Annotated in this window: 11 protein-coding genes; 5 read left to right on the forward strand and 6 right to left on the reverse strand. The window is 71.3% G+C overall.

Annotated elements, in window-relative coordinates; all coding sequences use genetic code 11:
* Positions 1–48: 48 nt before the first annotated feature.
* Positions 49–321 carry a hypothetical protein gene (locus SCMU_RS03005; RefSeq protein WP_229231529.1) on the reverse strand — a complete coding sequence of 91 codons (273 nt, stop codon included), beginning with the start codon at positions 319–321 and terminating at the stop codon, positions 49–51.
* Between the two features lie 197 nt (positions 322–518).
* Between SCMU_RS03005 and SCMU_RS03010 the strand changes: the two genes are divergently transcribed.
* The gene (locus tag SCMU_RS03010) at positions 519–2,663 is read left to right on the forward strand and encodes an MMPL family transporter (RefSeq protein ID WP_443020204.1); all 2,145 of its coding nucleotides are present in this window, start codon (positions 519–521) and stop codon (positions 2,661–2,663) included.
* Between the two features lie 34 nt (positions 2,664–2,697).
* On the opposite strand, the gene SCMU_RS03015 is transcribed toward SCMU_RS03010, so the two are convergent.
* The 3 genes from SCMU_RS03015 to SCMU_RS03025 are packed head-to-tail and all read right to left on the reverse strand — an operon-like array spanning position 2,698 to position 5,868.
* Positions 2,698–3,669 carry a TAXI family TRAP transporter solute-binding subunit gene (locus tag SCMU_RS03015; protein WP_229231530.1) on the reverse strand — a complete coding sequence of 324 codons (972 nt, stop codon included), beginning with the start codon at positions 3,667–3,669 and terminating at the stop codon, positions 2,698–2,700.
* Positions 3,662–5,155, reverse strand: a complete 1,494-nt coding sequence (locus tag SCMU_RS03020; protein WP_229231531.1) for a sensor histidine kinase — start codon at positions 5,153–5,155, stop codon at positions 3,662–3,664. The genes SCMU_RS03015 and SCMU_RS03020 overlap by 8 nt, the downstream gene beginning before the upstream one ends.
* Complete coding sequence (locus tag SCMU_RS03025; RefSeq protein WP_229231532.1) at positions 5,152–5,868, reverse strand: response regulator transcription factor; 717 nt, start codon at positions 5,866–5,868, stop codon at positions 5,152–5,154. Before SCMU_RS03025 ends, SCMU_RS03020 begins: the two co-directional genes overlap by 4 nt.
* Positions 5,869–6,001: 133 nt before the next feature.
* Here SCMU_RS03025 and SCMU_RS03030 point away from each other — a divergent pair, with 133 nt between their 5' ends.
* The 3 genes from SCMU_RS03030 (at position 6,002) to SCMU_RS03040 (ending at position 9,590) form a co-directional block, all read left to right on the forward strand.
* A complete protein-coding gene (locus tag SCMU_RS03030; protein ID WP_229231533.1) occupies positions 6,002–7,468 on the forward strand; it encodes an MFS transporter in 1,467 nt (488 codons plus the stop codon).
* Between the two features lie 186 nt (positions 7,469–7,654).
* Positions 7,655–8,362, forward strand: a complete 708-nt coding sequence (locus SCMU_RS03035; protein ID WP_371829626.1) for a queuosine precursor transporter — start codon at positions 7,655–7,657, stop codon at positions 8,360–8,362.
* A 13-nt stretch (positions 8,363–8,375) separates the two neighbouring features.
* Positions 8,376–9,590: an MFS transporter gene (locus SCMU_RS03040; protein ID WP_229231535.1), complete on the forward strand. Its 1,215-nt coding sequence runs from the start codon at positions 8,376–8,378 to the stop codon at positions 9,588–9,590.
* 209 nt (positions 9,591–9,799) lie between these two features.
* Here the strand turns inward: SCMU_RS03040 and SCMU_RS03045 are convergent, their stop codons facing one another.
* Complete coding sequence (locus SCMU_RS03045; protein ID WP_229231536.1) at positions 9,800–10,867, reverse strand: IS110 family RNA-guided transposase; 1,068 nt, start codon at positions 10,865–10,867, stop codon at positions 9,800–9,802.
* Positions 10,868–11,225: 358 nt separating this feature from the next.
* Positions 11,226–12,524 carry a tRNA guanosine(34) transglycosylase Tgt gene (gene tgt, locus SCMU_RS03050; RefSeq protein ID WP_371829627.1) on the reverse strand — a complete coding sequence of 433 codons (1,299 nt, stop codon included), beginning with the start codon at positions 12,522–12,524 and terminating at the stop codon, positions 11,226–11,228.
* Positions 12,525–12,702: 178 nt separating this feature from the next.
* Here tgt and SCMU_RS03055 point away from each other — a divergent pair, with 178 nt between their 5' ends.
* Positions 12,703–14,082: a serine hydrolase domain-containing protein gene (locus SCMU_RS03055; RefSeq protein WP_229231538.1), complete on the forward strand. Its 1,380-nt coding sequence runs from the start codon at positions 12,703–12,705 to the stop codon at positions 14,080–14,082.
* Positions 14,083–14,177 lie beyond the last annotated feature (95 nt).

Genomic DNA, 14,177 nt, shown 5'->3' on the forward strand with positions numbered 1-14,177 from the left:
TCAGCATCGGGGCGAGGTCCGGGTACCGGGTGCCATCCCGGGGCCCGGTCAGAAACCCGGGAAGGGGCGGGCCGGGATGTCCGGCTTGCCGTCCTTGTCCTCGTCGCCGTACGCCCGCATCGCGATGCGGTCAGCGAGCTCCTCGTTCATCTCCCACGGTGGCACCTGGTTGAATGCGTGCACCTCGCGCTTCGGCTTGCGAGGTGACTTCTTCCCGGCGTGCTCGCCCTCGGGCGGCTGTCCCTCGAGATGCTCCGCCGTGGCGTCCTCGGCCCCGTGCTCCTGGGCCGAGCGGCCCTCGTGCTTCTTGAAAAGGCCCATGATGTCCTCCTCAGACGACGGATTCCCGTGCAGCCGATGTGATTCAGCTCGCACCATCACCATACGCCGAAACCCCCGCGCACGGGGGACGCTGCGTGCCCGGAGCAGCCCCCGCGCGGTGGCCGATTCCTGGAGGGGAGACCAGGATCAACCTATCGGTTGATGGATGCGTGCGCGCCGCTTCCTAGCGTTGAACTGTGACCACAACAGCACCCCGCACCACTCCACCTGGCAGCCGAGCCAAGGCGCCTGCCCGCGCGCCCCGCTGGCTCCGCATCCTCCTCCCCGCCGTCCTCATCCTCGTCTGGCTCGCCGTGTTCGGCATGGGCGGACGCGCATTCGGTGAGGTCAACAGAGTCGCCGTCAACGACGCGTCCGAGCACCTCCCCGCAAGCGCCGAGGCGACCCAGGTCCAGCACCTCCAAGACCTGTTCCGCGACGGGACCACCGTCCCCGCGACCGTCGTCTTCTCCAAGGACAGCGCCATCACCCCGGCGGAGGCGCAGGACCTCACGGCCCTCGCCAAGGACCTCGCCCGCGAGCACGGCGTTGCCGTGAACGAGATCCCCGGCGGCGCCCCGCGCCTCGTCCCCTCCGAGGACGGCAAGGCCGTCACCGTGTTCCTCCCGCTCCAGAAGAACAACCCGGATGCGGGCATCAAGCTCTCCGACACCGTCAAGAGCCTCCGGGCCGACCTCGCGGACCACAGGATCGACGGCATCCGGGCCAACGTGACCGGCCCGGCGGGCCTCTCGGCGGACATCGCCGGCGCGTTCAGCGGGCTCGACGGGCTCCTGCTCGTGGTGGCGCTCGCCGTCGTGCTCCTCATCCTCGTGATCGTGTACCGGTCGCCTCTGCTGCCGCTCATCGTGCTCGGCTCCTCGCTCGTGGCACTGACCGGGGCGATGGCGGTCGTCGTCGCCCTCGCCAAGGCGGGCATCCTGCTCCTGTCCGGGCAGACGCAGGGCATCCTCATGATCCTCGTGATCGGTGCCGCGACCGACTACTCGCTCCTGTACGTGTCCCGCTACCGCGAGGAGCTCGCCGTGAGCGAATCCAGATGGGACGCGACGTGGGCCGCCCTGCGCGGGGCGTTCGAGCCGATCAGCGCCTCCGCCGGCACCGTGGTCGCCGCGCTCCTGTGCCTCCTGCTCTCGGACCTCAACTCCAACAAGGCGCTCGGGCCGGTCGCCGCGATCGGCATCGCCTTCGCCTACGTCGTCTCGCTCACGCTCCTGCCCGCGCTCATGTACTGGGCCGGGAAGGTCGCCTACTGGCCGCGGAAGGTCGGGGTGTCGACATCGCCCAACCAGCGCGGCGGCGGGATCTGGGGCCGGGCGTCCCGCCTGATCTCCACCCGCCCCCGCACGGTCTGGGCCGCGTCGCTCGTGATTCTCCTCGCCATGGGCGCGGGCGTCGTGGGCCTCAAGGCGGACGGCGTCCCGACCAGCGACTTCGTGGTGGGCCACTCCGACGCCCGCGACGGCCAGGCCGCCCTCGCCGCGCATTTCCCCGCGGGAGCCGGCCAGCCCGCCGTCGTGATCGCACCGGAGGCCAACGCCCCCGACGTCACGAGCCTGCTCAGGGGCGAGCCCGGGGTGAGTTCCGTGCGGCAGTCCGGGGCCGCCGTCGACGGCGAGGTCATGCTCGAGGTGACGCTCGCGAACGCTCCCGAGTCGAACGAGGCCGAGCAGACGATCACGACGATGCGCTCCGATATCGCGGCCCAGGGGTGGCGTGACGCCGAGGGGCGCAACGCAGTCCTCGTGGGCGGGCCGACCGCTGTCGCCCTCGACACCAACGCGACCACGATCCACGACCGCAACCTCATCATCCCGGTGGTCCTCGGCGTGATCCTCGTGATCCTCATGCTGCTGCTGCGCTCGGTCGTCGCGCCGCTGCTCCTCGTGGGCACGGTCGTGGTCTCGTTCGCCGCGTCGCTCGGGGTCGCCGCCCTCGTGTTCAACAGCGTTCTTCAGTTCCCCGGCGCGGACGCCTCCGTTCCACTGTTCGGGTTCGTCTTCCTCGTGGCACTGGGGATCGACTACAACATCTTCCTCATGAGCCGGGTCCGGGAGGAGTCGCTCACGCACGGCACACGCGAGGGCATCCTCCGGGGCCTGCGGTCCACGGGAGGGGTCATCACCTCGGCCGGCGTGGTGCTCGCCGCAACGTTCGCGGCCTTGGGTGTCCTGCCGGTGCTGTTCCTCGCGCAGATCAGCTTCATCGTCGCGTTCGGCGTGCTGCTGGATACCGTCCTGGTGCGCTCGCTGCTCGTCCCGGCCCTGTGCTACGACCTCGGCGACCGCATCTGGTGGCCCACCAGGCTGCGCAGGAGGTGACCCGCAGGAGGTGACCTTCAGAGGGGCGGGGCGGTCAGCCGTGGAAGGCGCGGTAGGCCGCCTCGGCCGCGGGGTGGAGGGGGACGCCCGCAGTGTTGATGAGGGTTTCGGGGCTCAGGAACTGGACACCGAGGCTCGTGCTCGGCACGAGCTCGCTCGCACGCATGAGCAGCAGCTCGACGGTGGCCCGGGCAGCGGCGTCGGGGAGGTCCTCGCGGCACAGCAGGAGGTTCGCGGCGCCGACCGTCCACGTTGACGGGATGCCCTCATAGGCCCCCGCGGGGACGAGCACGCGCTCGTAGTACTCCCCGAACCGGGCACGTGTCGGGCCGATGAGCGGCGAGAGGTCGATGAGGCTCAGGCCCACGTCCTTGGCGGTCGCGGCGACCGCCGCCGTCGGCACCCCGCCGGACCAGAACAGCGCATCGATGCTGTGGCCGCGCAGCGCCGCGAGCCCCTGATTGAGGCCGAGCGACTCCTCGCGGACCGTGACCCCGGCGGCCTCGAGCAGGCGGTGCGCCGTGAGGCTGGTCCCCGCGCCGGCCGCGCCGACGCCGACGGCGCGGCCGGCGAGGTCCGCGACACCGGCGAGCCCGCTGTCCTTCCGCACGAGGCAGTGGACATAGTTCTCGTACACCCTCCCGAGCGCCACGAGCCTCGATCCCGCGGCGGACGACGGCGCCGGGCCGGCGCTGCGGTCTGCGGCGGCGTCCGCGAGGGAGATGCCAACTGTCGCGGCTCGCGCCGCGATCCTGTCCAGGTTGTCCATACTGCCGCCGGTCTCGATGGCAGACGCATGCCGGGCCACCCCGTGCCGTTCGAAGGATTGCGCGAGGAGGGTCGCGAACTCGAGGTAGAAGCCGCCCGGCTCGCCCCCGGCCACCGTCAGGGAGTCGATCGCCGGAGCTGGGGCGCAGGCGGCCGCGGTGAGGACGAGGCTCGACACACCGGCCGCGAGTCCAGCACGCAGGAGCCCACGGCGGGTGAGCCCGACCTGCTCAGCCACGGTGTCCCTCCCCGCCGGTGGTGCCGTCCGCGCCGCCGTCCGGGAGGCCGGCGTCGTGCGTTGAAGGATCGGGTGCCGCGGGGAACTCGACGCGCGCGACCAGGCCCCGCGGCTCCCCGGCGGCGAGGACGAGCCGGCCCCCGTTGGCGTCGGCAAGCTGCTCGACGATGGGCAGGCCAAGGCCCGTGCCCCGCGTGCCCGCGCTGCGCGGAGAGCGCCAGAAGCGGGTGGTCGAGGCGGCGCGCTCCTCGGCGGTGAGGCCGGGGCCGTCGTCGGCGACCTCGATGACCACGGTCCCGCCACGCCGCGAGACGCCAGCCCTGACGTGCGCGGTGCCGCCCTCCGGCGCGCCGTACTTGATCGCGTTCTCGAGCAGCTCGCCGACGATGTCCGTCAGGTCCGACCGGTTTCCTCGGAGCCGCACGGGCAGCGCCGGGGGATCGGCAAGCTCGATGCGTGCCCCGGCGAGCTCCGCCGCGGGGGCGACGCGGGCGGCGGCATCGGCGAGGACGGTCCACGCGTCGAGGACCCCCGCGCGCTCGCCGAGGTCCGCCTCGGCGCCCCCGGTGACCGAGCCCTCCTGCACACGGTGCTCGGCGGAGGCCAGACGCAGCAGTCTGTCGAGGATCTCCTCGACATGCTCGAGCTCCCGCGTCATGCCCGCCGCCGCGTCCTTCTGGCCAGGCGTGTCGAGGGCCAGCGCGAGGAGGTCGGTGCGCAGGCGTAGCGCGCCGATCGGGTTGCGGAGCTGGTGGGAAGCATCCGCGATCAGCCGCCGCTGGGCGTCCATGCTCGCGGAGACGTGCTCGGCCATGGTCGAGAACGCGCGGGAGAGCTGCTGCATCTCGGGCGGCCCCTCCTCGCGCAGCCGTGTGGCGCGGCCAGACTCCTCGAAGTCGGCCACCGCCGCCGTGAGCCGGTGGACGGGGCGCAGCACCCAGCGTGTGACCCGCTCGGCACCCACCACGAGCAGGGTGGCGACCGCGGCGGCCCCGAGGACCACGAGCAGCCAGCGCTCGCGGAGCTTCTGCTGGGCGGCGCCCAGATCGACGTCGAGCGCCGCCTCGCCGAGGACCTGGCTGGCCGTGCCGAACGAACGGGCGATCACCTCGGAGGGCGGGCCGAACAGCGTGACGGCGTCGAGGGCGGTGTCGTTGAGGCTGAGCCGCGCGCGGGAGAGGGCATCGCGCACGTCCGGCTGGTCTGGGCTGAGGCCGCCCGACGTCAGGGTTGCCTGCGGGGTGCGCACCACGACACCCTCGCCGTACAGGGCCGAGTACCGGTCCATCTCGCGTTGGAGCGGGACGGTGTCGCCGCTGGACGTCGCGTCGTCGGCCACCTGCGCGAATCGGTTGAGCGCCGCGACGCGGTTGATCTGCAGCTCCTGGGTGAGCTCACGGCTCACGGACGCGAGGATCGAGGCGGACACCGCCACGACGACGAGCAGGGCGAACAGGCTCAGGATGCCCAGGACCCGGAGCCTCACGGCCCGGAGCCCGTTCCGAGCGCCCCGCCTCCTGCCCTCCCGCCTCCTGACGCCCCGCCTTCGACCCGGTACCCGACGCCGCGGACGTTGATGATGAATCCGGGCAGCCCGAGCTTGGAGCGCAGACCCGTGAGGTGGACGTCGAGGGACCGCGAGCTCGCGACGAACGCGTCTCCCCACAGGGTGTCGAGGATCTGCTCGCGCGTCACGACCGAGCCGGCGTGGCCCGCGAGGAGTGCGAGGAGCCCATACTCCGTCGCGGTGAGGTTGAGCTCCCGATCGCCGACGGCGGCCACGCGCCTGTCGAGGTCGATGCTCACCTCCCCGACGCGGAGCCGATGGGGCTCGGTGCCGCCGGCACGGATGGCCCGCCGCGCGACGGCCTCGATGCGGGCCAGCAGTTCGACGAGCTTGACGGGCTTGACGAGGTAGTCGTCCGCGCCGGACCGCAGGCCGAGGACCACGCTGCGCTCGTCGTCGCGCGCGGTGAGGATGAGGATCGGGGCGAGGCTGACCTGCCGGAGCTTGCGGAGCACCTCGAGACCGTCCATGTCCGGCAGCCCGAGGTCGAGGAGGATCGCGTCGTGCTCGCGGTGCTTCAGGAGCGCGTCTGCGCCCCGGTTCACGCGGGTCGCGTGGTGCCCGGCCGAGCCCACGGCGGCGATGAGCGCGGAGGCCATCGCGTCGTCGTCCTCGACGATGAGCACCCGCATCGCAGCCTCCTCCCGGTGTCCACCGCCGCTCTCCATCGCCGAGATTACCGCGTGAGGGCCAAGACCTAAGAAAGTGTTAGGAATCACCCGTCCCGCTTGGGCTGTGTTCGGAGTCACCCCTACCGTCGAGGCCATGACCATCACCCAAACCACCTCGCCTGGCGGCGCCGCAGCGACGCGGCGCGCCATCGCGAACACCCTCAAGGGCTCCGCGGGCAACCTCATCGAGTGGTACGACCTCTACGTCTACGCGGCCTTCTCGGCGTACTTCGCAACCTACTTCTTCAGTACCAAGGACCCGGTCCAGGCGCAGATCGACGCGTACCTGACGTTCGCGCTCACGTTCCTCATGCGCCCTGTGGGCTCCTGGTTCTTCGGCCGCTACGCAGACCGCCACGGCCGCCGCGCCGCGCTCACCCTGAGCGTGAGCCTCATGGGCGTCGGCTCGCTGCTCGTCGCGGTGCTGCCCGGCGTCGCGCAGATCGGCGTCTGGTCCACCGTCCTCATGTACGCCTCCCGCCTCCTCCAGGGCTTCTCGGTGGGCGGCGAGTATGGCACCTCGGCCACGTACATGTCCGAGGTCGCCACGGCCAAGCGCCGCGGCTTCTTCTCGAGCTTCCAGTACGTGACGCTCGTTGGCGGGCAGGTGCTCGCGCTCCTCTCGCTCATCATCCTCCAGGCGACGCTCGGCGAGGCGGACCTCAAGGCGTGGGGCTGGCGTATCCCGTTCGCGGTCGGCGCCGCGGCCGCACTCATCGTCCTGTGGCTGCGCCGCACGATGGACGAGACGATCTCCAAGGAGCAGGTCGCCGCCGCGAAGGGCCACGGCGCCGCTGCCGCCGGCGATGGCGGCGAGTTCGAGGCGGTCCAGCCGGGCACCCTCAAGCTCCTCTTCACCAAGCACTGGAAGCCGTTCGTCATCGTCGTGTTCCTCACCATGGGCGGGACCTGCGCGTTCTACCTGTACACCACGTACATCCTCAGCTTCATGAACAACGTTTCGCACATCCCGAAGACGCAGACCTCGGTGATCAACTTCTGGGCGCTGTTCGTCTTCATGCTCCTGCAGCCCGTGTTCGGGCTCCTGTCCGACAAGCTCGGCCGCAAGCCGCAGCTCATCATCTTCGGTGTCCTCGGCGCGGTCTTCACGTGGCCGATCATGTCCACGCTCGCCGGGGTGAAGGACCCGATGGTCGCCTTCTGGCTCATGCTCGCGGGCCTCGTGATCGTGGTGAACTACACTTCCATCAGCGCCCTCGTGAAGGCCGAGCTCTTCCCGTCCTCGGTGCGTGCGCTCGGCGTCGGCCTCGGCTACGCCGTGGCGAACTCGCTCTTCGGGGGCACCGTGCCGTTCATCGGCGAGTGGCTCTCGAGTGCAGGGCACAAGGAGTGGCTGTTCACGTACGTGACGATCACCATCGTCATCTCCCTGGTCGTGTACATCTTCTTCCTGCCGAACAAGAAGCACACCCCGCTCGACCACGAGTTCGGCGCCGCATACGGCGAGCTGCCCGTCGCGATGCCGGTGGGTGCCGGCTCCGCGAAGGGCACGGCGGATTCCGCGGACGACGACGGCCGCGAGCCTTCCCGGCTCGGCTGACCTCGGCGATTGCCCGCCACGAGGGCCCGCGACCGCAGGGGGGCGCGGGCCCTCATGGCCTGTGGGCGGCGTGCGCATGGCAGGCCCGCGGCGGCATAACAGGCCGCGGCACGGCCTGCCATGCCGTCCAGGGCCTGTCATGTGGTTTCTGCCGCGTCGACCCGCCACGGGGAATCCCGTGGGAGAATGCTTGCCGTGATTTCCCGCGCGCGCTACGCGTCCATCGGCAGCCCCGTCTACGGGGTCCTTCTCGCCGCCATGGCCGTGGTGGTGATCCTGAGCAACATCGGCGCCTCGAAGGGCGTCCAGTTCGGGCCCATCATCACGGATGGCGGATTCTTCCTCTTCCCGCTCGCCTACGTGCTCGGCGACGTGGTGAGCGAGGTGTACGGCTTCAAGGCCGCGCGCCGCGCGATCTTCACGACGTTCGCGCTCTCGGTGTTCGCCTCCGCCTGCTACTGGGTGATCATCATCCTGCCCGGATTCAGCGACGACTACGGCGTGGCCAAGCAGGCTGCCATCGAGGAGGCCCTCGGCCCCGTGCCGCTCATCGTGCTCGGCTCGCTCCTCGCGTTCCTGGCCGGGCAGACCATCAACTCCTGGATCATGGTCCGCATGAAGGCGCGCTCGGGGGAGAAGACCCTGTGGGCCCGCCTCATGGGCTCCTCCGGCGTGGGCGAGTTCGTGGACACCCTGATCTTCTGCGCGATCGCGTCCCCCGTCATCGGCATCACGGACTTCGGCTCGTTCCTGAACTACGTGATCGTGGGATTCGTGTACAAGACCGGCGTCGAGTACGTCCTCGTCCCCGTGACGTCCCTCGTGATCCGCGCCATCAAGCGCGCCGAGCCGACCTACGGGACCGAGGAGACGGACGCGGCCGTCGCCGCATGATACGAACGAGGGCATGAGAGACGCCGCCCCGACCGCCCGCGCCCGCCCCGCCGCCTGGCTGATTCTGGCGGCGATCGTGCTCATCGCCGTCAACATGCGGGGTCCATTCGTGGCCGTGGCGCCCGTCGCGAAGCCGCTCGCCGCCGAGCTCGGCCTCACCCCCGGTGAGCTGGGCCTGCTCACCGGGATCCCGGTGCTGTGCTTCGCGCTGGCCTCGCCCCTCGCATCCCTGACAGCGCGGCGGCTCGGCGCGGAGATGGCCGTGACGCTCACGCTGCTCGGCGTGCTGGCCGGCGTCGTGATCCGCTCGGTGGACGGGACCGCGGTGGTGATGCTCGGCACGGTGCTGCTGGGCGTCGCGATCACGATCGGCAACATCGCCGTGCCGCTGATCATCCGCCGTGACTTCACCAAGGAGCGCCAGGGCATGGCGATGGGCGTGTACACGGCCGCGCTCAACGTCGGCTCGTTCGTCACGTCCGTCGCGACGGCGCCCCTCGCCGAGGTGACAGGCTGGCGCGTCGCGCTCGCCGGCAGCGCGGTGTTCGCGGCGGTCGCGATCGCGTTCTGGGCCGCCGCCACGGGAATGCGCGCGCTCCGCCCGGAACCGGTGCCGCCCTCGCCGCGGACGCACGACGCCGGCGCCCCGGCGCAGCGCCGCAGCCTCACCGCCGTCACCATTGCCCTCCTGGCCGGATTCGGCGGCCAGGCGTTCTCCTACTACGGCGTGACGGCCTGGCTTCCGAGCATCCTGAGCGACGAGCTGGGCTTCTCGCCGTCCGCCGCGGGCGCGGGGGCGTCCCTGTTCCAGATCATCGCGATCCTCGGAGCCCTCGGCACGCCCCTCCTCGCCCGCTACGCCGGGACCATGACGGCTGTCGTGGTCCTCGGCATCCTGTGGCTCTCGGTGCCCGTGGGGCTCCTCGTCGCGCCGGAGCTGTGGCCCGTGTGGTCCTCGCTCGGCGGCGCGGCGCAGGGCGGCGGGATCACGCTCATCTTCACCGAGATCAACGTGATCGCGCGCGATCAGGCCTCCGCCGGCCGGATGTCCGCGATCGTGCAGGGCGCCGGCTACGCGGTCGCCGCCGCGGCCCCCACGCTCCTGGGGTGGATCCACTCCGCGGCCGGATCGTGGAGCCCGCCGCTCGTCGTCGTGCTGGTCTCGGTGGTCGCGTTCCTCGTGGGCACCGGCGTGGCCGTGCGGATGGCTGCGCGGCACCACCACTGAGGCGAGCGCCTCGCACGTCTGGGAGTCACCTCCTGAGGTTGCTCCTATGTCAAGGGGGCCCGTTCCCGGGGGTGTGATTGTGGGCCGGTCCTTGCCGGGTCAAGGCCCTTCGGCCCCCTTCGGGGTGGCCTGCGGCCAGCCTTGAGCGCGGCTGCGGGCGCGGCCGGGCAGCGTCGTATCCGGGAACGGGCCCGGGGGTCGGGGGCTGGTCAGGCCGCTTGCGGCACTGGCGTGGTGGTGGCTGTGGTGGCGTGAGGCGCGTGGGTGTCTGCGTTCAGGGCGCGGTAGACGGTGTCGCTGACGCGGCGTTTGAGGCAGCGCAGGGCCTCGCGTCTGGTCTTGCCGCGTGCCAGGCAGGCAAGGTAGTAGTCGCGGCCGGGCCCGTCGAGGCGGATCTGGGTGATCGAGATGCGGTGGATCGCTGCGTTGGCCCGGCGGTCCCCGGCGTGGTTGAGGCGGACCCTGCCCGTCGTGCGGCCGGAGGAGGCGGGGATCGGCGCGGTGCCGTTGAACATCGCGAACGCGGCCGGGCTGCGGAACCGTCCGATCCCGTCGGCCTGGGCGATCAGGCGCGCGGCGGAGATGTCCCCGCAGCCGGGGACCTGCCGCAGGGCGGTGTCCTTGACCAGTGCGGCGATCTCCTTGTGGAGGGCGTCCGCGGCGGCGGTGCGCGTGCCGACCTCGGCCAGGAGCTCGCGGGCGAAGCGGGCGGCGATCCCGTCGAGCCCCTCCAGCCAAGCCCTGAGGTCCCTGCGGACGCCGGCCCGGCCCAGGGTGCGCAGGGCGGGCTCCCTCTCCGGGTCCAGGACGAGGATCAGGTCGCGGAGCTGGTTCTCGCACCGGGTGCGCTCGGCGACGATGTTGTCCCGCCGGTCGCTGAGCAGGCGCAGGTCCCGCGCGAGGGCGTCGTTGGAGGGGCCGGGCAGTCCGTCCTCGCGCAGGAAGGCCCGGGCCACCGCGAGGGCGTCGATCGCATCGGACTTCCCACGGGTGCGGGCGCTGCCCCGTTCCCGGGCGGTCAGCGCCGAGGGGACCCGCACGATCCGCTCGTCCGCGGCCGCGAGGGAGGACTCCAGAGACCGGGTGTAGGTGCGGCAGTCCTCGACCGCCCAGACCCGCTCCGCGCCGGCCCACCTGTGCAGGGCCCAGTCCAGGGCCTCGGCGATCCCGGCCCGCGTGGCAGGGGCCGTGAGCCCGTCCAGGCGGGTGCCGTTGGCGTCGGCCGCGGCGAACGTATGCGTCTTCTTGTGGACGTCAGCGCCCAGAACGATCAGCATGGTCAGTAACCGTCCTTCCCATTCCCATCGGCAATGCGGGGGGCGGGGCGGGGACAGCCCGGCGGGCAGACCTCAGTCGAGGCGAGTCCAAGCTCCTATCAAGCCACGCCGGGCCATCCCTTCCCCTTCCAGCAGGGCATCGGCAGAACCCACAGCAGGCCAGCCGCGCAGGCAGGGCCACGGCAACCCGGGCCCCGGCGGCGGCAGTCACATCCAGAGCCAAACGCCCAGCGGATGACAGGATGAAACCACCATCCAGCCGCCCACACCACACATACTCACACTGAGGGTCACGTCCTGTGGATGACCCGCAGGAGGTGACTTTCAGGATGTGACCTTCAGAGGCAAAGGGGCCGGTTCAGCCGTAGTAGCGGCCCAGCGTGTCGGCCTTGAAGTCGTGGAAGGTGCCGTCCTCGATGGCGTGGCGCGCGTCGTCGACCATGCGGACCACGAAGCGCTCGTTGTGGATCGAGATGAGGGTGTGCGAGAGCATCTCGGTCGCCTTGTAGAGGTGCCGGAGGTAGGCGCGCGAGTAGTTGGCACACGTGTAGCAGTCGCAGCCGTCCTGGAGCGGGCCCCAGTCGCGCTTGTACTTCGCGCCGGAGAGGTTGAGGCGGCCCTCGGCGGTGTAGAACGCGGAGTTGCGGGCCACGCGCGTGGGGGAGACGCAGTCGAACGTGTCGGCGCCGGCCTCGATGGCCACGAAGATGTCGTCCGGCTCGGAGATGCCGAGGAGATGCCGCGGCTTGTCCTCGGGGAGCACCTCGGAGCACCAGCTCACGATCGTGCCGAGGTTCTCCTTCTCGAGTGCCCCGCCGATCCCGAACCCGTCGAACGGCATGGCGCCGAGGTCGCGGCAGGCCTTGCGGCGCAGGTCCTCGTACTGCGCACCCTGGATGACACCGAAAAGGGCCTGGTACGGCTTGGCCGCACGCTCATCGGTGAGGCGGAAGTGCTCCGCGACGCAGCGCTCGGCCCACACGCGCGTGCGCTCGAGCGCCTCCTCCTGATAGCCGCGGGAGTTGTACAGGGTGGTGAGCTCGTCGAACGCGAACATGATGTCCGCGCCGATCTGGTGCTGGACCTGCATCGAGATCTCGGGGGTGAACCGGTGGCGGTCGCCGTTGAGGTGGCTCTTGAACCACACGCCGTCGTCGTCGACGTGGGCGAGGCGCTCCTTGCCGGGTGCCACGGCGTCGTCGGCGCCCGCGTTGAATGGCGCGTTCGGCCCCTTCATGTCGATGACCTTCTTGAACCCCGAGCCGAGGCTCATGACCTGGAAGCCGCCCGAGTCCGTGAACGTTGGCCCGGTCCAGTTCATGAACCTCCCGAGCCCGCCGGCCTCGTCGAGGATGTCCGCCCCCGGCTGGAGGTACAGGTGGTAGGCGTTCGCGAGGACGGCTTGGGCGCCGAGGTCCCGGATCGCCTCCGGGAGGACCGCCTTGACCGTGGCCTTCGTGCCGACCGCGATGAACGCCGGTGTCTGGATGGTCCCGTGCGGGGTGGTGATCGTGCCGGTGCGGCCCAGCGCGGGGGTGCCGTCCGGGCGCGTGAGGCGAGTACCGACGTCGAACGTGAACTCGCTCTGGCGGGGGTGGGATGGAACGGACGACGGCGCGGGGCCGGCTTCGCGGGCGACGGGGACGGAATCTGGCACCCGTCCAGTCTGCCACCCCGTCGTCGCACGACGGCGCGGGGGTCGGCAGGCAGGGGCCGGTCACCACACGCGCGCGCCTGTGCCCCTGGCCCAGCCCCCGCACAGCGCCGGCAAAGCCTTCCCGCCTAGAGTGTCTGCAACAGGTCAGGCCGCGCAGGGGGCCAGGAGGGCGGTGCAGATGGCGCGGGTTTGGCTCCGCAGGATCTGGCGTCTGGGCACCCTCGGGCGCTCGCTGCTCGTCCGACGCCGCCGGCTCGCCCTCGCGGCGGTCCTCGCGGTGCTGCTGGTCGGGGGAACCATCACCGCCGTGGCGTCCGTTTCCGAGGCCGACGGCGCCGCTCCCGCTGCCCTGCGCACGGCGAAGAAGCAGCCCACGCCGCCGCCGTCCGCGGTGGGCGCCGCGCCCTCGCCCGCGGCGACCCCGGCGGCGCCGAGCCAGACCGCCCGGGCCAGCCCGCCGCCGTCGTCCGTGGCGGTACCCGCTCAGCCCGGGTGGCAGGAGATGCCACAAGTCGTCACGGCCATCATCAACGGGTTCCTCGACGACCAGGGCGCGGCCGGGGTCGCAGTGGCCGTGTCGACGGGGAATGGGGCCGCCACGCAGAGCCGCTACCTCGCCACCGCCGGGCAGGCGGCCGCAGACACCCCGTGGACGGCAGACACGTGCTCCGCGTTCCGCAGCATCACCAAGAGCTTCGTGGGCACGGTGGTCCTGCAGCTCATCGGCGAGGGGAAGCTCGGCCTCGACGACCCGATCGCGAAGTACGTGCCCGGGGTCGCGGGCCTGGAGTTCGACGGCGGGGCCATGGGCGGCCAGATCACGGTCCGCGAGGCGCTCGAGATGCGCACAGGCGTGGCCGAATTCTCCGGCACGGCGGACTTCTCGGACCAGCTGGATACCGACTACACGGGCGCCTTCACGGACAACCAGCTCCTCGGCTACGCCTTCACCCAGCAGCTCGACTTCGCCCCGGGGAGTGCCTACGAGTACAGCAACACGAACTACGTGCTCCTTGGCAAGGTCATCCAGGCGGTCACGGGCCAGTCGTGGGACGCAGAGGTGCAGTCCCGGCTCCTCGGCCCGCTCGGGCTCACGTCCGTGGCGTACTCGGGCGCCCAGGCGCCGTCGGGCCCAGTCGCGACGCCGTACGAGACCGGGACCTCCGGTCTCGAGAGCCTCGCCCAGGTCAGCCCCTCCCTCTACGGGGCATCGGGCGGGCTGTTCGGCTCGATCGGCGACCTGCTCACGTGGGGGCGGGCACTCGGCTCCGGCTCGCTCATTACCCCGGCGCTCCAGCAGGCACGTCTGACCGCCGTCTCGGACACGCAGGCCGAGGACCCGGGCAGCCCCGACTACGATGCGTACGGACTCGCCGCCGGCACCCTCGACGGCTGGTGGGGCCACACCGGTACGGGCCTCGGCTACGAGTCCCTGACGATGTACAACCCGAAGACCGGCATGACCATCGCGATCCTCCTCAACACCCAGCTCGCCAACCCCAACGGCCCGGCGATCCTCTTCCGCCAGCTCGAAGCGAGCCTCGCGAATTTCGGCTAACGACCCCTTCACGTCTGGGACGTCCTGCGGTACAAATACCCCGGGGGACATGTACGACGTCCGGCGTCCCTTAAGCGGGGTGACACCGCCGGACG

It is taken from the genome of Sinomonas cyclohexanicum (assembly GCF_020886775.1).
GTDB lineage: Bacteria > Actinomycetota > Actinomycetes > Actinomycetales > Micrococcaceae > Sinomonas > Sinomonas cyclohexanicum.